Raw genomic sequence first — 21,199 nt, 5'->3', positions numbered from 1 at the left:
TGCGGCTCAGGCCGACTTCTCGTGCCTGCCGTCGTTCTTCACGATCCGCGGGACCAGCGTCGGGTTGACGTTGTTGCGGACGACGTCGGCCGTGATGACCACGCGGGCCACGTCCTTGCGGGACGGGACCTCGTACATCACCGACTGGAGGACCTCCTCCATGATGGCGCGCAGGCCGCGCGCGCCGGTGCCGCGGAGGATGGCCTGGTCGGCGATGGCCTCCAGGGCCGGGCGGTCGAAGTCCAGTTCCACGCCGTCGAGTTCGAAGAGGCGCTGGTACTGCTTCACCAGCGCGTTGCGCGGCTCGACCAGGATCTGGAGGAGCGCCTCGCGATCCAGGTTGTGGACGGAGGTGAGGACGGGGAGACGGCCGATGAACTCGGGGATCATCCCGAACTTCACCAGGTCCTCCGGCATGACCTCCTGGAACTGGTCGCTCGCCTCGATCTCGCGCTTGGAGCGGATGGTCGCCCCGAAGCCGATGCCCTTGGCGCCCGCCCGCGACTCGATGATCTTCTCCAGGCCGGCGAAGGCGCCGCCCACGATGAAGAGCACGTTCGTCGTGTCGATCTGGATGAACTCCTGGTGCGGGTGCTTCCGGCCGCCCTGGGGAGGGACCGAGGCCGTCGTGCCCTCCAGGATCTTCAGGAGGGCCTGCTGGACGCCCTCACCGCTCACGTCACGCGTGATCGACGGGTTTTCGCTCTTACGGGCGACCTTGTCGATCTCGTCGATGTAGATGATCCCGGTCTCGGCCTTCTTGACGTCGTAGTCGGCCGCCTGGATCAGCTTGAGCAGGATGTTCTCGACGTCCTCGCCGACATAGCCGGCCTCCGTCAGCGCCGTCGCGTCGGCGATGGCGAACGGGACGTTGAGCATGCGGGCCAGGGTCTGGGCCAGGAGCGTCTTGCCCGAGCCCGTGGGGCCGAGCAGCAGGATGTTGGACTTCGCCAGCTCGATGGCGTCGTCACGGCCCTGCGCGCCGCCGTTCTCGCCGGCCTGGACGCGCTTGTAGTGGTTGTACACCGCGACCGAGAGGGCCTTCTTCGCGGGCTCCTGCCCGACGACGTACCCCTCGAGGAACTCGTAGATCTCGCGGGGCTTGGGGAGTTCCTCCCAGCGCACCTCGCTCGTCTCCGCGAGTTCTTCCTCGATGATCTCGTTGCAGAGGTCGATGCACTCGTCGCAGATGTACACACCGGGTCCCGCGATGAGCTTCTTCACCTGCTTCTGGCTCTTTCCGCAGAACGAGCACTTGAGCAGATCGCCGCCATCACCGATGCGTGCCACGAGGTGCTTCCCCTTCGCCTGGGAGCGCTTGGTTCAGCGACTCCTGGTGCCTCATATTCGACGGTACCTTGCCGGGCCCCCCGTTCGGGCCCCCCTTGGCACGGTTCACATGGTCGCGATTCGGCCACAGGGGCCGATCGGACCGCGCGGACCGTGCCGAGGGAAGGTCGGGCGTCAGCGCTCCGCGGAGGCCGTGCTCTTGCGGGTCGAGACGATCTGGTCGACGAGCCCGTACGCCAGGGCGTCCTCGGCCGTCAGGATCTTGTCGCGCTCGATGTCGTCGCGGATCTTCTCGATCGGCGTCGAGGAGTGCTTGGCCAGCATCTCCTCCAGCTGGCTGCGCATCCGCAGGATCTCGTTGGCCGCGATCTCCAGGTCGGAGAGCTGCTCACGGCCGGTGCCGCCGGAGGGCTGGTGGATCAGCACGCGGGCGTTCGGCAGGGCCATCCGCTTGCCGGGGGTGCCGGCGGCGAGCAGCACGGCCGCGGCGGAGGCCGCCTGGCCCATGCAGACCGTCTGGATGTCGGGCTTCACGAACTGCATCGTGTCGTAGATGGCCGTGAGGGCGGTGAAGGAGCCGCCCGGGCTGTTGATGTAGATCGAGATGTCGCGGTCCGGGTCCATCGACTCCAGGCACAGGAGCTGCGCCATGACGTCGTTGGCGGAGGCGTCGTCGATCTGCACGCCGAGGAAGATCACGCGCTCCTCGAAGAGCTTCGCGTACGGGTCGTACTCGCGCACGCCCTGCGAGGTCCGCTCGACGAAGCGCGGCACGACGTAGCGGTTGTCCATCGGCGCGCCGGTGTAGAGGCCGCTCGGGGAGAGGTTGTTCTGCATCTGGGGGTTCACCGTCCTGGTGGCGTTCGGCGGGGGGCTGGGGCTCTTCGGCGGGCTGCCGGCGCTCAGGCGCCCGTGCCGCCGCCGCCCGGAACACCCGCGGCGTGCGTGATGATGTCGTCGATGAGGCCGTAGCCCTTGGCCTCCTCCGCGGTGAACCAGCGGTCGCGGTCGCCGTCGCGGATGATCGCCTCGACGGTCTGGCCGGAGTGGTGCGCGGTGATCTCGGCCATGCGCTTCTTGGTGCGCAGCAGGTACTCGGCCTGGATCTTGATGTCGGAGGCGGTGCCGCCGATGCCGGCGGATCCCTGGTGCATCAGGATGTCGGTGTTCGGCAGCGCGAAGCGCTTGCCGGGGGTGCCGCCGGTGAGCAGGAACTGGCCCATGGAGGCCGCCATGCCCATGCCGATGGTGACGACGTCGTTCGGGATGTACTGCATGGTGTCGTAGACGGCCATGCCGGCCGTCACCGAGCCACCGGGGCTGTTGATGTACAGGAAGATGTCCTTGTCCGGCTCGGCGGCCAGGAGGAGCATCTGCGCGGTGATCTTGTTGGCGATGTCGTCGTCGACCTGCTGGCCGAGGAAGATGATCCGCTCGCCGAGCAGCCGGTTGTAGACATGGTCGCCGAGGCCGCCACCGATGGACGGCTCACCCGCGGCGTAAGGCTTCAGATTCGTCACGTATCCACCTGCTCGTCTCCGACGGCCCCAAGCCGTCTCAGCGTCTTGTTCTGAGGGCAGTGCCCTCGTATTCATGGACCCTAACGCGCAGGTCGGACAACGCCATCCCGGTTCCCGAACTGTTCGCTGGGAGCGCAAGGTAGTTGGAGGCGTGTGAGCGGGTCCGGGTACGTCCACGGGCCCGTACGCACAGCTGTGCGTACGGGCCCGTGGAACGGGGTCCGCCGGGGGCGGGGGCCCTTACTTGTCCTCGGAGACCTCGGCCTCGCCGGTGACGGCCTCGACGGCCTCGGCGGCGGCCTCGACCTCGTCCTCGTCGTCGGAGAGGTCGACGACCTCGCCGTTGGTGTCGACGACCTTGGCGGCCTCGACGACGACCGCGAGGGCCTTGCCGCGGGCGACCTCGCCGACGAGCATCGGCACCTGGCCGCCCTGGGCCACGGCCTGGGCGAACTGGTCGGGGCTCATGCCGGAGGAGGCGGCACGGCGGAACAGGTGCTCGGTGAGCTCCTCGCGGGAGACGTCGAGCTTCTCCTTGTTGACGAGCTCATCGAGGATGAACTGCGTCTTGATGCCCTTCTCGGCCTGCTCCTTGGTCTCGGCCAGGAACTCCTCCTCGGTCTTGCCCTGGATCTCCAGGTACTTCGCGAGGTCGAGGCCCATCTGGCCGAGCTGGTGGTGCTCCAGGTTGTGCTTGCGGGTGTTGATCTCGTCCTCGAGAAGCTTCTCGGGCATCGGGACCTCGACCAGCTTGAGGAGCTCGTCGAGGACGCGCTCCTGGGCCTGGGTGGCCTGGTCGAACTGCTTCATGTTCTCGAGGCGCTTGCGGCTGTCGGCCTTGAGCTCGTCGAGGGTGTCGAACTCCGACGCCATCTGCGCGAACTCGTCGTCGAGCTCGGGGAGCTCACGGGCGGCGACGGTCTTGACCTTGACGGTGACCTCCGCGTCCTTGCCCTCGGCGGAGCCGCCCTTCAGCTGGGAGGTGAAGGTGGCCTCGCCGCCGGCCTCCAGGCCCTTGACGGCCTCGTCGATGCCGTCGAGCAGCTCGCCGGAGCCGATGGTGTACGAGACGTCCTGGGCGACACCGTCGGGCAGGACCTCGCCGTCGACCTTGGCCTCGAGGTCGATGGTGACGACGTCGCCGTCCTGGGCGGCGCGCTCGACCGGGGAGGTCGAGGCGAAGCGCTCGCGGAGCTGCTCCACGGACTTCTCGACGTCCTCGTCGGTGACCTCGACCGCGTCGACGGTGACCTCGATGCCGGAGTAGTCCGGGATCTCGATCGTCGGGCGGATGTCGACCTCGGCGGTGAAGGCCAGCAGCTCGCCGTCCTTCAGCTCGGTGATGTCGACCTCGGGCTGGCCCAGCGGGTTGACCTCGGCCTCGTTGACGGCCTCGGTGTAGAACTTCGGGAGCGCGTCGTTGACGGCCTCCTCCAGCACGGCGCCGCGGCCGAACCGCTGGTCGATCACGCGAGCCGGGATCTTGCCCTTGCGGAAGCCCTTGACCGTGACCTGCTGGTTGATCTTCTTGTACGCCGCGTCGAGGCTGTCCTTGAGCTCCTCGAAGGGCACCTCGACAGTGAGCCGAACCCGGGTCGGGTTCAGGGTCTCCACGGCGCTCTTCACGGTTCGGTCTCCTTGTGGCTGATTCCTGGAATCCACCGGGGCCGCGTGCAGCGGTACCGGCAGGTCGGCCCGGTCAGAAAGACACACGGGCACGCAGCTTGCATAGTAACCGCAAGCGGGATGACGCCCACAACGTGATCAAGGACGCGCGAGGTGGGCGCGTGATCGTCATGGTCGGGGTGGCGGGATTTGAACCCACGGCCTTCCGCTCCCAAAGCGGACGCGCTACCAAGCTGCGCCACACCCCGTCGGTGCGACACGTAGGGTACATGGACGGAGACTGTGCGGCGCCCCCTGTTTTCCGGGTGTGCGCGAAAGCCCCCCGACCGGCTACCATGCTCCTCGTGCCGCGGTCCTCGTGACCTGCGGCGCGACGCTGTGCGGGTGTAGCTCAATGGTAGAGCACTAGTCTTCCAAACTAGCTACGCGGGTTCGATTCCCGTCACCCGCTCCACGCAGGTCAGGGCCGGTCCGGAGAGCTTCTCCGGACCGGCCCTGAGTCGTTTCCCGGGTGGTCAGAACTTGATGGAGGCCACCGTCTGCGTTATCGAGTCCAGGAAGCGCTGGATGTCGTCGGCCATGCCGGTGGAGGCGAGGAAGAAGCCGAAGAGGACCGCGACCACGGCCGGTCCGCCCTTGAGGCTTCCCCCGCGGATCAGCACCACCATGATGATCGCCAACAGCAACACCACAGACAGTGAAATGGCCACAACTGATCACACCCTCGGTCGGTCCCGCCTTGCCCACCAGGGAGCCCCTGTCTCGGAACACCCCCCGCTGTCTCCATCGTGCCATCAACCCCCTTGCCCTCGCTGCCCGGTGACGAACCGTCGTGCAGAAGATCACGTAGCGGGCGGGCGGGCGGTCAGGCGGGGCGGGAGAGGAGCAGCAGGGCCCGGTCGTCGTTGACGTCCTTGGCGACGGCCTCGATCAGGTGCCAGGCGACGCCCTCGAAGCCTTCGGCGACACAGCGGTCGGCCTCGCCGGTGAGGCGGTCGATGCCCTCGGCGATGTCCCGGTCGGCGGCCTCGACCAGCCCGTCCGTGAAGAGCATGAGGACGTCGCCGGGGCGCAGCGAGCCCTTGACCGGGTGGAACTCGGCCCCGTCGTACACGCCGAGGAGGGGGCCGTCGGCGGCCTTCTCCTCCCAGCGGCCGCTGCCGGCGTGGAGCTGGAGGGCGGGCAGGTGGCCGGCCGAGAAGAGCTCGTAGTCGCCGGACTCCAGGTCGAGGACGAGGTGGATCGAGGTGGCGAAGCCCTCGTCCCAGTTCTGCCGGAGCAGGTAGCCGTTGGCCGCCGGGAGGAAGCCGTGCGGCGGCAGCGAGCCGAGGAGTCCGCCGAAGGCGCCGGAGAGCAGCAGGGAGCGGGAGGCCGCGTCCATGCCCTTGCCGGAGACGTCGGTGAGGACGACCTCCAGGGTGCGCCCGCCGTGGGTGCGGGCGGCGACGACGAAGTCGCCCGAGAAGGACTGGCCGCCGGCCGGGCGCAGCGCCATCTCGCGGTGCCAGCCCTGGGGGAGCCGGGGCAGCGCGCTCTGGACGCGGATGCGCTCGCGCAGGTCGAAGAGCATGGTGCCGCCGCGCCGCCAGGGCACGCCGACCCGGGCGCGGAACTGGGCGATGAGCAGCCCGAAGAGTCCGCAGGCGGCGACGACCAGGACGGTGCCGGGGGTGACCCGGGCCGGGCCCTGGGTGTACGGGCCGAGGACGACGGACTCGACGATGAGGGCGCCCGCGGCGGCCGCGTACAGGGCGAGCAGGCTGGCGGGGCGCAGCAGCAGGCCGCCGGCCACGATGGGCAGGGCGAGCGCGGCGGGCGCGCACCAGACGGGGTCGACGAGGGTTCCCCAGGCGATGGCGGGGATCATCAGGAGGAGTCCGGCGAAGGCGAGCCAGTCCGCGCCGTCGCCGCGGAAGTAGTCGACGGCGGATCTGCGCAGCGCGACGCGGGCCCGGCGCACGCGCCTGCGTGTCCGGGCCGCGTACGTGTTCATTCCGGCGCGCTGTCCCATTGGCCTGGACCCTATCCATCCCGTCGGACATCGTGCAGGGGCACCCCTGTGACAATGTGCCTGAAAACGGGTCGCCCCGGGCGTGCGGCGCTGATATCGATGGCATATGACGACTGAACTGCGGGTTCTCGACCCGTCGGAGTGGGATCGCTGGTTCGGGGTGTTTGAACTCGCGTTCGGGGGTGTGCCGGAGGCCCCGGAGGCGCGGCAGCTGTGGCGCGATCTGACCGAGTTCGACCGTTTCCTGGGTGCCTGGGACGGTGACCTGTGCGTGGGGACGGCGGGGGCGTTCACGTTCCGGCTCACGGTGCCGGGCGGGGCGTCGGTCCCGGCGGGCGGGGTGACGCTGGTGAGCGTGGCCGGGACGCACCGGCGGCGCGGGATCCTGACGTCGATGATGCGGCGGCAGCTGGACGACCTGCGGGCGGCGGGCGAGTCGCTGGCCGTGCTGACGGCGTCGGAGCCGGAGATCTACGGGCGGTTCGGTTACGGCGTCGGCGCGTACGCGGTGCACGCGACGATCGACACGACCCGGGTGCGGCTCACGGTGCCGGAGGGCACCGACGGGGTCTCCCTGCGCACGGCCGACCCGACGGAGTCCTCCGCGGTGTGCGAGGCGGTCTACGCGAAGCTGGTGCCGGCGCGGCCCGGCATGCTCGCGCGGCGGCCGGAGTGGGAGCGGAAGCCGCTGCTCGACCCGCCGGACGAGCGGGAGGGGGCTTCGCCGCTGCTCGGCGTGCTCGCGGAGCGGGGCGGGGAGGTCGTGGGGTTCGCGCACTACGCGATCAAGCCGGACTGGTCGCCCGCCGGGGCCGAGGGTTCCGTGACCGTGCACCAGCTGATGGGACTCGACCCGGCGGCCGAGGCGGCGCTGTGGCGGTTCCTCTGCTCGGTGGACCTGACCTCGCGGGTACGGCTCCGCAGCCGGCCCGTGGACGACGGCTGGCAGCACCTGGTGAGCGACGTGCGGCGGTGCGAGCCGACGCTGCGGGACGCCATGCACGTGCGGCTCGTGGAGGTGGGCGCGGCGCTGGAGGCGCGGACGTACCAGGCGCCGGTGGACGTGGTGTTCGAGGTCGCGGACGCGTTCTGTCCCTGGAACGAGGGGCGGTGGAGGTTGACGGGGGACGCGAAGGGGGCGGCCTGTGTCCGTACCTCCGATCCTGCGGATCTCGCGCTGTCCGTGCGGGAGTTGGGGGCCGCGTATCTGGGTGGGACCTCGTTGGTGTCCCTCGCCTCCGCCGGGAGGGTGCGGGAGCTTCGGGAGGGGGCGCTCGTGGAGGCGTCCGTCGCGTTCGGGTCTCCCGTCGCGCCTTGGCTGCCGCACGGGTTCTAGGAGCGGGTCCTGGGGGTGGGCGTGACGGGGGCGGGCAGCGCCCTGGGGCGTTGTGCCCACCCTCCCCCAAGCTCTCGGCTTCGCTCGAGCAGGGGGACCCCCTCGCCCCGGCGGAACGTATGCCCACAACGGGATCAGCGGGCGGCGGCCCGCAACTAGGCCTTTTGGCAGCCTGGGCACCAGAAGAGGTTGCGGGCGGCCAGGTCCGCCGTGCGGATCTCGTCCCCGCAGACGTGGCACGGCATGTTCGCGCGGCGGTAGACGTAGACCTCGCCGCCGTGGTCGTCCACGCGGGGCGGGCGGCCCATGGCCTCGGGGGTGTGTTCGGGGCGGACCGTGTCGATGCGGTTCAGGCGGACGCCCTCGCGCATGAGGACCGCCAGGTCCTCCCAGATCACGGCCCACTCCCCCGCGGTGAGGTCCTTGCCCGCGCGGTACGGGTCGATGCCGTGCCGGAAGAGGACCTCGGCGCGGTAGACGTTGCCGACGCCCGCGATGACCTTCTGGTCCATGAGGAGGGCGGCGATCGTCGTGCGGGACTTCGAGATCCGGTGCCAGGCCTTCGCCGGGTCGTCGTCCTCCCGGAGCGGGTCCGGGCCGAGCCGGTCGTGTATCGCCTGCTTCTCGGCGTCCGTGATCAGCGCGCAGGTCGTCGGGCCGCGCAGATCGACGTAACCGTCCCCGTCGGCGATGCGCAGGCGGACCGTGTCCGTGGGCGGCGGGGCCGGGGCGTCGCCGAAGTTCACCTTGCCGAAGAGGCCCAGGTGGATGTGGATCCATTCCCCGCCCGCGAAGGCGAGGAAGAGGTGCTTGCCGTGGGCTTCGGCGGTCTCCAGGACGGTGCCGTCGAGCAGGGCCGCCGAGTCGGCGAACTTGCCCTGCGGGCTGGAGACGCGCACGGGCCGGCCGCCGAACCGCTCGCGGTGGTCGGCGGCCAGCCGGTGGATGGTGTGCCCTTCGGGCATCAGGCGGTCGGCTCCTGCGGGTGGTGCGCCGGGATCGGGGGGAGCTCGCCGGTGTTCTCGTACGCGGTGAGCATGTCGATCCGGCGGGTGTGACGCTCGTCACCCGAGTACGGCGTGTTCAGGAAGATCTCGACGAACTTGGTCGCCTCTTCCCGGGTGTGCATCCGGCCGCCGACGGAGATCACGTTGGCGTTGTTGTGCTCGCGGCCGAGGGCGGCGGTCTGCTCGCTCCAGGCGAGGGCGGCGCGCACCCCCTTCACCTTGTTCGCGGCGATCTGCTCGCCGTTGCCGGAGCCGCCGATGACGATGCCCAGGCTGTCCGGGTCCGCGGCCGTCTTCTCGGCGGCACGCAGGCAGAACGGCGGGTAGTCGTCGAGGGCGTCGTAGATGTGGGGGCCGCAGTCGACGGGCTCGTGGCCGTGGGCCTTGAGCCACTCGACGAGGTGGTTCTTTAGTTCAAAGCCGGCGTGGTCGGAACCGATATAGACGCGCATGATGCCGAGTGTGGCACGTCAGGGGCCGGGTAGCAGGCAGCGGGGTCGGGACCTTCACCCGACCCGGTACGGACCTTCGACTCTCGCGAGGTCGCCCGTACAACGATCCGGAACGAGGTCTTCCGATCATCCCTGTTGACGGGGTTGAATGCTCGGGCTCGCGATCCGAGCACCCCCCACACACGAGGAAGCGTCGATGAACACGCAACCGACCCTGCCGAAGGACGGCCAGGAGACCGGCACCACCGGGCCCTCGCAGTCCTCCGACGGCCTCAAGGCCGGGCTCAAGAACCGCCACCTGTCGATGATCGCGATCGGCGGCGTCATCGGCGCCGGCCTCTTCGTCGGCTCCGGCTCCGGCATCGCCGCCGCCGGCCCCGCGATCCTCCTCTCGTACGCACTCGTCGGCGCCATGGTCGTCTTCGTGATGCGGATGCTGGGCGAGATGGCCGCCGCCCGGCCGTCCTCCGGTTCCTTCTCGGCCTACGCCGACCGGGCGCTCGGCCGCTGGGCCGGTTTCACGATCGGCTGGCTGTACTGGTTCTTCTGGGTCGTCGTCCTCGCCGTCGAGGCGACCGCGGGCGCCAAGATCCTGGAGGGCTGGATCCCGGCCGTGCCGCAGTGGGGCTGGGCGCTCATCGTGATGGTGGTGCTGACCGCGACCAACCTGGGCTCCGTCGCCTCGTACGGCGAGTTCGAGTTCTGGTTCGCCGGCATCAAGGTCGTCGCCATCTCCGCCTTCGTCGTCATCGGCCTGCTCGCCGTCTTCGGCGTGCTGCCCGGCTCGGACAACCCGGGTGCCGGATTCGCGCACCTCACGGACGCCGGGGGCTTCTTCCCGATGGGCGCGGGCGCGGTCCTCACCGGTGTCCTGATGGTCGTCTTCTCCTTCATGGGCAGCGAGATCGTCACCCTGGCCGCCGGCGAGTCCGAGGACCCGCAGCGCGCCGTGACCAAGGCCACCAACAGCGTGATCTGGCGGATCGGCGTCTTCTACCTGGGCTCGATCTTCGTGGTCCTGACGCTGCTGCCGTGGAACGACAAGTCGATCGTCGACAAGGGCTCGTACGTCGCCGCCCTCGACTCCATCGGCATCCCGCACGCCGGCCAGATCATGAACGTGATCGTCCTGACGGCCGTCCTGTCCTGCCTCAACTCGGGCCTCTACACGGCCTCCCGCATGGCCTTCTCGCTCGGGCAGCGCGGTGACGCGCCGAAGGCCTTCGCGAAGACCAACGCGCGGGGCGTGCCGACGGCCGCGATCCTGTCCTCGGTGGTCTTCGGCTTCGTCGCGGTCTTCTTCAACTACAAGTGGCCGGACACCGTCTTCGCCTTCCTGCTCAACTCCTCCGGCGCCGTCGCGCTCTTCGTCTGGCTGGTCATCTGCGTGACCCAGCTGCGGATGCGCGGGATCATCCTGCGGGAGTCGCCGGAGAAGCTGGTCGTCCGGATGTGGCTCTTCCCGTACCTGACCTGGGCGACCATCGCCATGATCGTCGCCGTCCTCGGCTACATGGTCTACGACGGCGGCAGCAACCGCGAGCAGGTCGTGCTGTCCCTGCTCGTGGCCGCGCTCGTGATGGCGATCGCCGTGGTCCGCCAGCGGCTCGGCAGGAACACCGGCGCCGAGGAGCTCGAGCGCGTGTAGTTCCCCCCAGGCGTACGAAAGGGCCCTGCCGCTCCCCCGAGCGGCAGGGCCCTTCGCGTACGTCGGCCGTCGTTCAGCCCTTGCGGCCGACGAGCTTCCAGGCGGCCGGCAGGACGCCCATGGCGAGCGCGGCCTTGAGGGCGTCGCCGACGAGGAACGGGGTGAGGCCGAGGGCGACGGCCTTGCCGAGGGTCATGCCGGTGGCGAGGGCCAGGTACGGCACGCCGACCGCGTAGATGATCGCGGAGCCCAGCACCATGGCGCCGGCCGTGCGCAGCACGGAGCGGTCGGCGCCGCGGCGGGCGAGGGCGCCGACGACGGTCGAGGCGAGGAGCATGCCGAGGATGTAGCCGAAGGTCGGCATGGCGTAGCCGGAGGAGGCCTCGGCGAACCACGGGACGCCCGCCATGCCCGCGACCGCGTACAGGGCGAGGGCGAGGAAGCCGCGGCGGGCGCCGAGCGCGGTGCCGACGAGCAGGGCGGCGAAGGTCTGGCCGGAGACCGGGACCGGGGAGCCGGGGACCGGGACCGAGATCTGCGCGGCGAGGCCGGTGAGGGCGGCGCCGCCGACGACCAGGGCGATGTCGCGGGCGCGGCTCGCCGGGACGAGGTCGGCGAGGACGGTGCCCGCCCGGAGGGTGCGGACGGGGGCGGCGGCGGTGCTCATCGGTACTCCGCGGAGGGTGAGGGTGGGAGGGACAGGTTGACGGTATGCCAGGTGTGAACGGCCGATCACCGTCAGCCGCCGACAAAGCGTCGGTCGAGCGCTTCGTGGAGATCGAACAAACCGCGCCGATCACACCTCGTGCCACGTGACGCTTGTCACTTGGAACTCGTGCGCGGAGGTCCCTTTTGCACCGGGGGATGTTCACTGGAGAGACTGTGGGGTCTCCATAAACCGCCAGAGAGCACGAGCCCCCACATGCACGACCCCCTCGCTCCCGAACCGGAGCCCCTCTCCCACGGCCTGAAGCAGCGTCATCTGACGATGCTGGGGCTCGGCGGTGTGATCGGCGCCGGGCTCTTCGTCGGCTCGGGCGCCGGCATCGCCGTCGCCGGGCCCGGCATCGTGGTCTCGTACCTGATCGCCGGCGCGCTCGCGATGCTGGTCATGCGGATGCTCGGCGAGATGTCGGCGGCGATGCCCGCCTCGGGCGCGTTCTCGGTGCACGCGGAGCGCGCGCTCGGCCGCTGGGCGGGCTTCTCGGTGGGCTGGCTGTACTGGTTCCTGCTGGTCGTCGTCCTCGCCGTGGAGGCGACGGGCGCGGCGCGGATCGCGCACGGCTGGGTGCCGGGGGTGCCGCAGTGGGGCTGGGTGCTGGTCTTCATGATCGTGTTCACCCTGGCCAACCTGGCGGCGGTGAAGAACTTCGGCGAGTTCGAGTTCTGGTTCGCGGCGCTCAAGGTCGGCGCGATCGTCCTCTTCCTGGTGCTCGGCGTGCTCGCGATCGCGGGCTGGCTGCCCGCGGCGTCCATTTCCTCTGGGGATCCGGTGGGGCTCGCGAACCTGACCGGCCAGGGCGGGTTCCTGCCGAACGGCTGGTCGGGGGTGGTCTCCGGGGTCCTGGCGGTCGTCTTCGCCTTCGGCGGCCTGGAGGTCGTCACCATCGCGGCGGCCGAGTCCGACGACCCGGCGCGGAACGTGGCGCGGGCGGTGCGCAGCGCGGTCTGGCGGATCCTGCTCTTCTACGTGGGCTCGATGCTGGTCATCGTGACGCTGCTGCCGTGGACCTCGATGAAGCCGGGCGAGTCGCCGTACGTGGCGGTCCTGGACGCGCTCGGGGTGCCGGCGGCGGGCCAGATCATGAACGTGGTGGTGTTCGTGGCGCTGCTCTCGGCGCTCAACGCGAACCTGTACGGCTCGTCCCGGATGGTGTTCTCGCTGGCGGAGCGCGGGGAGGCGCCGAAGGGGCTGCTCACGGTGGACCGCGGGGGCGTGCCGCGCCGGGCGGTGCTCGCCTCCGTGGCCTTCGGCTTCGTCTCCGTCCTGCTGAATCTCAAGTGGCCGGATTCCGTCTTCCTGTACATGCTCAACGCGGTCGGGGCGGTGCTCCTCTTCGTCTGGGCGCTCATCGCGGTCTCGGAGCTGCGGCTGCGGCGCCGGATCGAGCGGGAGGCGCCGGAGACGCTGTCCCTGCGGATGTGGGGCTTCCCGTGGCTGACGTGGGTGGCGCTCGCCGCGATGGGCGCGGTGGTCGTCCTGATGCTGTTCGACGACGGGGCGCGGCCGCAGGTGCTGTGGTCGGCGGGGGCGACCGGGGTCGTCCTCCTCGTGGCGTGGGCGCGGGAGCTGCGCACGAACGGGAACTGAATCTTCACCTTGTGTGAAGGTCGTGCCCGTATAGCGGACTCCGGTTCCCTCTGAGCGGCGCGCCCACCCACACTGTGGGCTTCCTCCCCGTCTCAGCTAGTGAACAGGGTTCGCCCATGTCTCGGACCACCGCGCCCGCGCCGGCCGACCGCAAGGACGGCGCGACCGCAGCTGCCGAGGGCCTCTCGCACGGCCTCAAGCAGCGCCATCTCTCGATGATCGCCCTCGGCGGGGTCATCGGCGCCGGGCTCTTCGTCGGCTCCGGCGCGGGCATCGCCGCCGCCGGGCCCTCGATCGTCATCGCCTACGCGATCTCGGGCGTGCTCGTCATGCTCGTGATGCGGATGCTCGGCGAGATGTCGGCCGCGAACCCGGCCTCCGGCTCCTTCTCCGTCCACGCCGAGCGGGCCTTCGGCTCCTGGGCGGGCTTCACCTCGGGCTGGGCCTTCTGGTTCCTGCTCTGCGTCGCCGTCGGCCTGGAGGGCATCGGCGCCGCGAAGATCATGACGGGCTGGTTCCCGGGCAGTCCCGAGTGGGCCTGGGTCGCGCTCTTCATGGTGGTCTTCTGCGCCACCAACCTGGCGGCGGTGAAGAACTTCGGCGAGTTCGAGTTCTGGTTCGCGGCGCTCAAGGTCGGCGCGATCGTCCTCTTCCTCGGCATCGGCGTCCTCGCCATCGTCGGCGTCCTGCCCGGCACGGACGCGCCCGGCACCGCGAACCTCAGCGGCGACGGCGGCTTCTTCCCGCACGGCTCCGAGGGCCTGATCGTGGGCCTGCTGGCCTCCGTCTTCGCGTACGGCGGCCTGGAGACGGTCACCATCGCGGCGGCCGAGTCGGAGCACCCGGTGCAGGGCGTCGCCAAGGCCGTCCGTACGGCGATGTGGCGGATCGCGCTCTTCTACATCGGCTCCATGGCGGTCATCGTCACCCTCGTCCCGTGGGGCGACGAGGCGGTCGTCGAGAAGGGCCCGTACGTCGCCACCCTCGACCACCTGGGCATCCCGGCGGCCGGCCAGATCATGAACGTGGTCGTGCTCGTCGCCCTGCTCTCGGCGATGAACGCCAACATCTACGGCGCCTCCCGCATGGCCGGCTCGCTGGTCGCGCGCGGCCAGGGCCCGAAGGCGCTGGGCAGGCTGTACGCCGGGGTGCCGCGCCCGGCCGTGCTCGTCTCCTCCGTCGTCGGCTTCGGCTGTGTGCTGCTGAGCTACTGGTCGCCGGACAAGGCGTTCATCTGGCTGCTCAACACCATCGGCGCGATCATCCTGGTCGTCTGGTTCTTCATCGCCGCCTCCCAGCTGGTGCTGCGCCGCCGCACCGAGCGCGAGGCGCCCGAGAAGCTGGTCGTGCGGATGTGGGCCTTCCCGGCGCTGACGTGGGTGGCGCTGGCCGGCATGGCGGCGATCTTCGTCCTGATGGCGCGCGAGGAGGGCACCCGGGTGCAGCTGTACTGGACGGGCGGTCTGACGCTGCTGCTGGCCGTGGTCGGCTTCGTGCGCCAGAAGACGGCGGCCGACCGGGCTTCCTGAGCCCTCCCCCGTACGACGAGACCCCCGGACCACCGCTCGGTCCGGGGGTCTCGTCATGCCCGGAGGAAGCCGGGGCGCGGGACCTAGGACGAAGGGCTGATCAACTTCCCCCACACCTGCTGCTAGCCTGCACTTGCATAGAGGTTGCAATAAGCCGTCGAAGGGCTCGGGCACATGGCGATCTACACACTTCCGGAGCTGCCGTACGACTACGCGGCGCTGGAGCCGGTGATCAATCCGCAGATCATCGAGCTGCACCACGACAAGCACCACGCCGCCTACGTCAAGGGTGCGAACGACACCCTGGAGCAGCTGGAAGAGGCGCGCGACAAGGACCAGTGGGGTGCGATCAACGGCCTGGAGAAGAACCTCGCGTTCCACCTCTCCGGGCACATCCTCCACTCCATCTACTGGAACAACATGAACAGCCCGAAGGACGGGGGCGGCGGCGAGCCGCTCGCCGCCGACGGCGTCGGCGAGCTCGCGGACGCGATCACCGAGTCCTTCGGCTCCTTCGCGAAGTTCAAGGCCCAGCTGACCAAGGCCTCCGCGACCACCCAGGGCTCCGGCTGGGGCGTCCTCGCGTACGAGCCGATCAGCGGCCGGCTCATCGTCGAGCAGGTCTACGACCACCAGGGCAACGTCGGCCAGGGCTCGGTCCCGATCCTGGTCTTCGACGCCTGGGAGCACGCCTTCTACCTGCAGTACAAGAACCAGAAGGTCGACTTCATCGAGGCCATGTGGCAGGTCGTCAACTGGCAGGACGTGCACCGGCGCTACCTGTCGGCGAAGGCGAGCGTTCCGCTGATCTCCTTCTGACCCCCGGCTCCTGCTCGTGATCGTCTTCTCAACCTTCACCGGGCAGGCGGAAAAGAGGACGGCCCCCGCGATGACGTGAATCGCGGGGGCCGTCTGCCGTACGCGGGCGACTACTCGAAGCTCGGCGCCGCCGTGCGGGTGCGCTTGATCTCGTAGAAGCCCGGCGTCGACGCCACGAGCAGCGTGCCGTCCCACAGCCGGGCCGCCGCCTCGCCGCGCGGGGTCGGGGTGACGACGGGGCCGAAGAAGGCGACCTCGTCGCCCGTCGGGCCCGGCACCGAGATGACCGGGGTGCCGACGTCCTGGCCGACCTTCCCGATGCCCTCCTCGTGGGAGGCGCGGAGCTCGGTGTCGTACGTGTCCTTGTCGGCGAAGTCCACCAGGTCCTCGGGCAGGCCGACGTCCTTCAGGGCGCCGACGATCGCCTCGCGGGTCGGGCCCTCGTTGTTGTTGTGGAAGCGGGTGCCGAGCGCCGTGTAGAGCTTGCCGACGACCTCGTCGCCGTGCAGCTGCTGGGCGGCGATCACCACGCGGACCGGGCCCCAGGCCTTGGTCTCCAGCATGTCGCGGTACTCGGCGGGGAGCTCGTCGAGCCGGTTCTCGTTGAGCACCGCCAGGCTCATGACCTTCCAGCGCACGTCGACCGGGCGCACCTGCTCCACCTCCAGCATCCACCGGGAGGTCATCCAGGCCCACGGGCACAGCGGGTCGAAGTAGAAGTCGGCGGTGGTCCTGCTCTCGGACATGTCACTCCTCGGTAAGGCCGTGATGCGGGTGGTGCGCCGAAAGGAGGCAACGCCACCGGGGCCCGGTCCCATTCCCGCCACGTCGGGATCGCCGTGTGCCGCGTGACAGTGGCACATGGGAGGATCGGTGCTGTTTCGAACGCGCCACGAAGGAGTGACCGTGCCCGGTGAGAATCTGTCCCGCGACGAGGCCCACGAGCGGGCCGCGCTGCTGTCCGTCGACGGGTACGAGGTCGTCCTCGACCTGCGGTCGGCGGTCGGCGAGTCCGCCGAGGCGGTGCGCACCTTCCGCTCACGGACGACGATCCGGTTCCGCCGCACCGGCGAGGGCACGAGCACGTTCGTCGACCTGATCGCCCCCTCGGTGAACGCGGTCACGCTCAACGGCCGCTCCCTCGACCCCGCGGTGGTCTTCGACGGCGCGCGGATCGCGCTCGACGGCCTCGCCGACGAGAACACGCTCGTGGTGGACGCGCAGTGCGCCTACAGCCGCACCGGCGAGGGCATGCACCGCTTCGTCGACCCGGAGGACGGCGAGGTCTACCTCTACACGCAGTACGAGCCGGCCGACGCCCGCCGGGTGTACGCCAACTTCGAGCAGCCCGACCTCAAGGCGCCGTACCGCTTCGCGGTGACCGCGCCGGAGGGCTGGACGGTCTGGTCGAACGGCGCGGGCGAGCAGGACGCCGGGGGCGTCTGGCGGTTCGCGGAGACGGCGCCGATCTCCACGTACATCACGTGCGTCGTGGCGGGTCCCTACCACTACGTGACCGACAGCTACACGCGCGGCGAGCTGGAGATCCCGCTCGGCGCGATGTGCCGCAAGTCGCTCGCGAAGCACTTCGACGCCGACGACGTCTTCCTGATCACCAAGCAGGGCTTCGACTTCTTCCACGACAACTTCGACTACCCGTACCCCTTCGGGAAGTACGACCAGGCCTTCGTCCCCGAGTACAACCTCGGCGCGATGGAGAACCCGGGCCTGGTGACCTTCCGCGAGGAGTACATCTACCGGGGCAAGGTCACTCAGGCCGCGTACGAGAGCCGGGCCAACGTCATCCTGCACGAGATGGCGCACATGTGGTTCGGCGACCTGGTCACCATGGTGTGGTGGGACGACCTGTGGCTGAAGGAGTCCTTCGCGGACTTCATGGGCTCGTTCGTGAACGCCGAGGCCACCCGCTTCACCAACAGCTGGGTGACCTTCGCCAACAACCGGAAGTCCTGGGCCTACCGCGCCGACCAGCTGCCGTCCACGCACCCGATCACGGCCGACATCCGTGACCTGGAGGACGCCAAGCTCAACTTCGACGGCATCACGTACGCCAAGGGCGCCTCGGTGCTCAAGCAGCTCGTCGCGTACGCCGGGCGGGACGCGTTCCTGGAGGGCGCGCGCCGCTACTTCAAGCGCCACGCCTACGGGAACACGCGCCTGGCGGACCTCCTCTCGATCCTGGAGGAGACCTCCGGGCGGGACATGAAGGTCTGGGCGAAGTCCTGGCTCCAGACCTCCGGCGTCAACAGCCTGACCCCGGCCGTCACCTACGACGCGGAGGGCCGGATCACCGAGCTCGCCGTCCTCCAGGAGGGCGACGAGCTCCGCCCGCACCGCGCCGCCGTCGGCCTCTACCGGCTCTCCGGCGGGGAGCTCGTGCGGTACGCGCGGGCCGAGGCCGACATCACCGGCGTCCGGACCGTCGTCGACGGGCTCGCGGGCGAGGAGAAGCCCGACCTGGTGCTGGTCAACGACGACGACCTGACCTACTGCAAGATCCGCTTCGACGAGGGCTCGCTCGCGACCCTCCGGGCGCACCTCGGCGACATCACCGACCCCCTGGCCCGCGCCCTGTGCTGGTCGGCGCTGTGGAACCTGACCCGCGACGGGCTCATGCCCGCCCGGGACTTCGTCTCCGTCGCGCTCGCCTTCGCCGGCCGCGAGACCGACATCGGCGTCCTCCAGATGGTGCACGCCTGGACGAAGTCGGCCGTCACCCACTACGCGGCGCCCGCGTGGCGCGAGGAGGGCGGCCGTCTGCTCGCCGAGGGCGGACTGCGCGAGCTGCGCCTGGCCGAGCCGGGCAGCGAGCACCAGCTGACCTGGGCGCGGTTCTTCGCGGCGACCGCCTCCGCCGAGGCCGACTTCCAGCTCCTGGAGGGGCTGCTCGACGGCACGGCGAAGATCGACGGCCTCGACGTCGACCAGGAGCTGCGCTGGGCGCTGCTCTCCCCGCTGGCCGTCCACGGCCGCGCGGACGAGGCCCGGATCGACGAGGAGCTGGCGCGGGACGACACGGCCACGGGCAAGCGCCACCAGACCCGCCTGCTCGCCTCGCGGCCCTCGGCCGCGGTCAAGGCGCAGGCCTGGGCGCAGGTCGTCGAGTCGGACACCCTGTCGAACGCGCTGGTCGAGGCGGTCATCGCGGGCTTTGTCCAGCCCTCGCAGCGCGAACTGATCGCGCCGTACGCGGAGAAGTACTTCGCGGCGATCGAGCGGCTGTGGGAGGAGCGGTCGATCCAGATCGGCATCGACGTGGTCCGGGGCCTGTTCCCGGGGCTCCAGGACGACGAGACGACGCTCGCGGCGACGGACGCCTGGCTGTCGGAGCACGAGTCGGCCCCGCCGGCGCTGCGCCGCCTCGTCCTGGAGGCGCGCGACGACCTGGCGCGGGCGCTGCGGGGGCAGGCGTGTGACGGTCGCGTGGCGTGACGCCTCGGCGCGGTGGGGGTCGCGGGCTTCGGCCCGCGGCCCCCATCGGCACTCGAACGTGCGTACTTTAGGGCGAGGTTGTCCCTAAATGTCGACGAACGTGTAACAGGGGTTAGGGGAGCCTTCGGAAGCGGAAGACCCCCGGCATGAACCACAACACCCCCATCACCCCCCGCCCCCTCCCCCTCTCCTCCCGCACCGGTCGTGCGCAGCGCCTCGCGTCCGCCGACCAGTTGAGGGCACAGGGCGTCCCCGCCGCCGAGGTCGCCGCGCACTGCCGGCCCGGCGGCTGGCAGCAGCTGCTCCCCGGCGTCTTCCTGCTCCAGCCCGGGCCGCCCACCAGCGAGGACCGGCTGAAGGCCGCGCTGCTCTACGCCCGCAGGACCGGAGCCGTGCCCCCGCAGGGGCCCGACGCGATGATCACCGGACTCGCCGCGCTGACCCTGCACCGCTTCTCCTCCGCTCCCCCGCTCACCGCCCTGGACCGGATCGACGTCCTGGTGCCGCGCACCCGGCGGCTGCGCTCGACCGGCTGGGTGCGGGTGGTGCGCGCCCCCGAGTCGCCGGAGCCGGTGGAGCTCACGGGCGTCCCCGTCGCCCCGGTCGCCCGCGCCGTCGCCGACGCGGTGTCGGGCCTCGCGGACGCGGAGACAGTACGCCGGCTGCTCACCGAGGCCGTCCGCGGCGGCCACTGCGAACCGGGCGCGGTGGTACGGGAGTTGAGCCGGGCCCGGCTGCTCTCCCGGCCGCACGTGGTGGACGCGGTGGACTCGCTGCTCGCCGAGGGACGCTCGCTCTCCGAGCAGCGGCTCTACGAGATGGTGCGGGAGTTCGCGCTGCCGGACCCGCTGTGGAACGTGGACCTGCGGCTGCCGGGCGGCCCGCACCTGGGCGGGGTGGACGCCTACTGGCCCGACCAGGCGGTCGCCGTGGAGCTGGACACCCGGGCGCCGCGGCAGGACGACGACGAGCTGTGGACCGAGTACACCCGCAAGCGGGAGCACCTGGAGCGGCTCGGCATCACGGTCGTCCACCTCACCCCGCGCAAGCTGCGCGAGGCGATGGACCAGCAGGCCACCGTGGTCCGTACGGCCCTGATGGCCGCGGCGGACCGGCAGCCCGCCGCGTACGTCGTCGTCCTGCCCCGGTGAGCGCTACCCCTTCGGGGCGGTGCCGCAGAACTCGGCCTCGATGACCTTCTGGCCGCCGCCCGTCCAGTCGGCGTTGAAGTTGCCGGCGAGGGAGTGCTCGCCGTCGCGGGTCACGTGGGCCAGGGAGACGGAGCCGTGGATGCCGCCGCCGTGGCCCCAGACCTCCACTCCGCAGCTGAGCTTCTCCTTCATGAGCCCGAGGCCGTAGCCGACGTTCGGGAGCTCGGGGGAGATCGCGACCGTGGTGGTCATCTCCTTCAGGCCGTCCTTCGTGAGGAGCCGGCCCTTGAGCAGGGCGCTGTAGAAGGTCTGCAGGTCGCGGGAGTCGGAGATGATCTCGCCGGCCGCGCCCGCGATGCTCGGGTTGAGGTCGGAGACGTCGTGGACGGGGGCGTTCACGTCCCGGGAGAGCTTGGAGTACGCCGGGCTGCTGGGCTCCGGCATGGCCGAGCGGGTCCCGGGGACGGTGGTGGCGCGGAGCTTCAGCGGCTTGATGATCCTGTTCTCGACGGCCTTGCCGTAGGGGCGGCCGGTGACCTTCTCGATCACCATGCCGGCGAGGACGAAGTTGGTGTTGGAGTAGTTCCAGCCGCCGCCGGGGGCGAAGTCCGGCTCGTGGGCCATGGCGACGGAGACGAGCTGCCGCGGGGTCCAGGTGTCGTAGCGGTGCTCCAGGAAGCCGGGACCGAAGACCTCCTCCTGGAAGGCGGGGTCCTCGGTGTAGCTGTAGATGCCGCTGGTGTGGTTGAGGAGCTGACGGACGGTGATCTTCCGGCCGTCGTGGCCGTTGCCCCGGACTACGCCGGGGAGCCACTTCTCGACCCGGTCGTCGAGGTCGATGCGGCCCTCCGCCTGGAGCTGGAGGAGGACGGTGGCGGTGAACGTCTTGGTGATGGAGCCGACCCGGTAGCGGTCGTTGCCCTTCCGCTCGCCGGCGGTGCCGGTCCAGCGGTCGCGCCCGTCGCGGGCCTGGGCGACGGCAACTCCTCGATGTCCGCGAGCATGGCGTCGGCCAGGTCGCGCTCGGCCGTGTAGTACCGCTCGGC

The 21,199-nt window shown here is 70.4% G+C and carries 18 protein-coding genes and 2 tRNA genes; 8 read left to right on the top strand and 12 right to left on the bottom strand.

The genetic code is table 11. The annotated features are described in order from the left end of the window. Positions 1-6: 6 nt before the first annotated feature. From clpX to ABZ318_RS20220, 5 genes are all read right to left on the bottom strand, one after another. Positions 7-1,290, bottom strand: coding sequence for an ATP-dependent Clp protease ATP-binding subunit ClpX (clpX, locus tag ABZ318_RS20240; RefSeq protein WP_015033605.1), 1,284 nt, complete (start codon positions 1,288-1,290; stop codon positions 7-9). Between the two features lie 174 nt (positions 1,291-1,464). Next, positions 1,465-2,127, bottom strand: coding sequence for an ATP-dependent Clp protease proteolytic subunit (locus ABZ318_RS20235; protein WP_352017587.1), 663 nt, complete (start codon positions 2,125-2,127; stop codon positions 1,465-1,467). A 65-nt stretch (positions 2,128-2,192) separates the two neighbouring features. Beyond that, entirely contained in the window at positions 2,193-2,810 is a 618-nt protein-coding gene (locus ABZ318_RS20230; RefSeq protein ID WP_356903840.1) for an ATP-dependent Clp protease proteolytic subunit, read from the bottom strand. 240 nt (positions 2,811-3,050) lie between these two features. Beyond that, a complete protein-coding gene (gene tig / locus ABZ318_RS20225; RefSeq protein WP_356903839.1) occupies positions 3,051-4,436 on the bottom strand; it encodes a trigger factor in 1,386 nt (461 codons plus the stop codon). A 171-nt stretch (positions 4,437-4,607) separates the two neighbouring features. After that, positions 4,608-4,684 (bottom strand) — tRNA-Pro (locus tag ABZ318_RS20220). Positions 4,685-4,816: 132 nt separating this feature from the next. Between ABZ318_RS20220 and ABZ318_RS20215 the strand changes: the two genes are divergently transcribed. Further along, a tRNA-Gly gene (locus ABZ318_RS20215) sits at positions 4,817-4,890 on the top strand. A gap of 61 nt (positions 4,891-4,951) precedes the next feature. Here ABZ318_RS20215 and ABZ318_RS20210 read toward each other — a convergent pair. Together ABZ318_RS20210 and ABZ318_RS20205 are read right to left on the bottom strand one after the other, a co-directional pair. Continuing rightward, entirely contained in the window at positions 4,952-5,146 is a 195-nt protein-coding gene (locus ABZ318_RS20210; RefSeq protein WP_190156661.1) for a hypothetical protein, read from the bottom strand. 155 nt (positions 5,147-5,301) lie between these two features. Then, on the bottom strand, positions 5,302-6,447 hold the full coding sequence (locus ABZ318_RS20205) for a PP2C family protein-serine/threonine phosphatase (protein WP_356903838.1): 1,146 nt from the start codon (positions 6,445-6,447) through the stop codon (positions 5,302-5,304). Positions 6,448-6,553: 106 nt separating this feature from the next. Between ABZ318_RS20205 and ABZ318_RS20200 the strand changes: the two genes are divergently transcribed. Then, a complete protein-coding gene (locus tag ABZ318_RS20200; RefSeq protein ID WP_356903837.1) occupies positions 6,554-7,783 on the top strand; it encodes a GNAT family N-acetyltransferase in 1,230 nt (409 codons plus the stop codon). Between the two features lie 155 nt (positions 7,784-7,938). Here the strand turns inward: ABZ318_RS20200 and ABZ318_RS20195 are convergent, their stop codons facing one another. Then, the gene (locus ABZ318_RS20195) at positions 7,939-8,748 is read right to left on the bottom strand and encodes a DNA-formamidopyrimidine glycosylase family protein (protein WP_356903836.1); all 810 of its coding nucleotides are present in this window, start codon (positions 8,746-8,748) and stop codon (positions 7,939-7,941) included. Next, positions 8,748-9,242, bottom strand: coding sequence for a ribose-5-phosphate isomerase (locus ABZ318_RS20190; RefSeq protein ID WP_123452310.1), 495 nt, complete (start codon positions 9,240-9,242; stop codon positions 8,748-8,750). The genes ABZ318_RS20195 and ABZ318_RS20190 overlap by 1 nt, the downstream gene beginning before the upstream one ends. 196 nt (positions 9,243-9,438) lie before the next feature. Here ABZ318_RS20190 and ABZ318_RS20185 point away from each other — a divergent pair, with 196 nt between their 5' ends. Further along, positions 9,439-10,890 (top strand): amino acid permease, encoded by a 1,452-nt coding sequence (locus ABZ318_RS20185; RefSeq protein WP_356903835.1) that lies wholly within the window; start codon positions 9,439-9,441, stop codon positions 10,888-10,890. Between the two features lie 73 nt (positions 10,891-10,963). Here the strand turns inward: ABZ318_RS20185 and ABZ318_RS20180 are convergent, their stop codons facing one another. Next, a complete protein-coding gene (locus ABZ318_RS20180) occupies positions 10,964-11,557 on the bottom strand; it encodes a biotin transporter BioY (protein ID WP_356903834.1) in 594 nt (197 codons plus the stop codon). 255 nt (positions 11,558-11,812) lie between these two features. Between ABZ318_RS20180 and ABZ318_RS20175 the strand changes: the two genes are divergently transcribed. The 3 genes from ABZ318_RS20175 to ABZ318_RS20165 all read left to right on the top strand — a co-directional run bounded on the left by ABZ318_RS20175 (position 11,813) and on the right by ABZ318_RS20165 (position 15,549). Then, positions 11,813-13,201, top strand: a complete 1,389-nt coding sequence (locus tag ABZ318_RS20175; protein ID WP_356903833.1) for an amino acid permease — start codon at positions 11,813-11,815, stop codon at positions 13,199-13,201. Positions 13,202-13,317: 116 nt separating this feature from the next. Continuing rightward, positions 13,318-14,730: an amino acid permease gene (locus ABZ318_RS20170; protein ID WP_356903832.1), complete on the top strand. Its 1,413-nt coding sequence runs from the start codon at positions 13,318-13,320 to the stop codon at positions 14,728-14,730. A gap of 174 nt (positions 14,731-14,904) precedes the next feature. Beyond that, positions 14,905-15,549: a superoxide dismutase gene (locus tag ABZ318_RS20165; protein WP_356903831.1), complete on the top strand. Its 645-nt coding sequence runs from the start codon at positions 14,905-14,907 to the stop codon at positions 15,547-15,549. Positions 15,550-15,659: 110 nt separating this feature from the next. Here the strand turns inward: ABZ318_RS20165 and ABZ318_RS20160 are convergent, their stop codons facing one another. Next, positions 15,660-16,295, bottom strand: coding sequence for a DsbA family protein (locus tag ABZ318_RS20160; RefSeq protein WP_356903830.1), 636 nt, complete (start codon positions 16,293-16,295; stop codon positions 15,660-15,662). Between the two features lie 160 nt (positions 16,296-16,455). Between ABZ318_RS20160 and pepN the strand changes: the two genes are divergently transcribed. After that, positions 16,456-19,002: an aminopeptidase N gene (gene pepN, locus ABZ318_RS20155; RefSeq protein WP_356903829.1), complete on the top strand. Its 2,547-nt coding sequence runs from the start codon at positions 16,456-16,458 to the stop codon at positions 19,000-19,002. 146 nt (positions 19,003-19,148) lie between these two features. After that, entirely contained in the window at positions 19,149-20,153 is a 1,005-nt protein-coding gene (locus ABZ318_RS20150; RefSeq protein WP_356903828.1) for a hypothetical protein, read from the top strand. Positions 20,154-20,156: 3 nt separating this feature from the next. Here the strand turns inward: ABZ318_RS20150 and ABZ318_RS20145 are convergent. After that, a partial coding sequence (locus ABZ318_RS20145) for a serine hydrolase domain-containing protein (protein ID WP_356903827.1) occupies positions 20,157-21,199 on the bottom strand: 1,043 nt, incomplete at its 5' end.

The sequence above is a fragment of the Streptomyces sp. NPDC006197 genome (assembly GCF_040613865.1).
In the GTDB taxonomy this organism is placed as follows: domain Bacteria; phylum Actinomycetota; class Actinomycetes; order Streptomycetales; family Streptomycetaceae; genus Streptomyces.
Note: the sequence above shows the minus strand (reverse complement) of the source record. Positions and strands in the feature narration are given on the sequence as shown.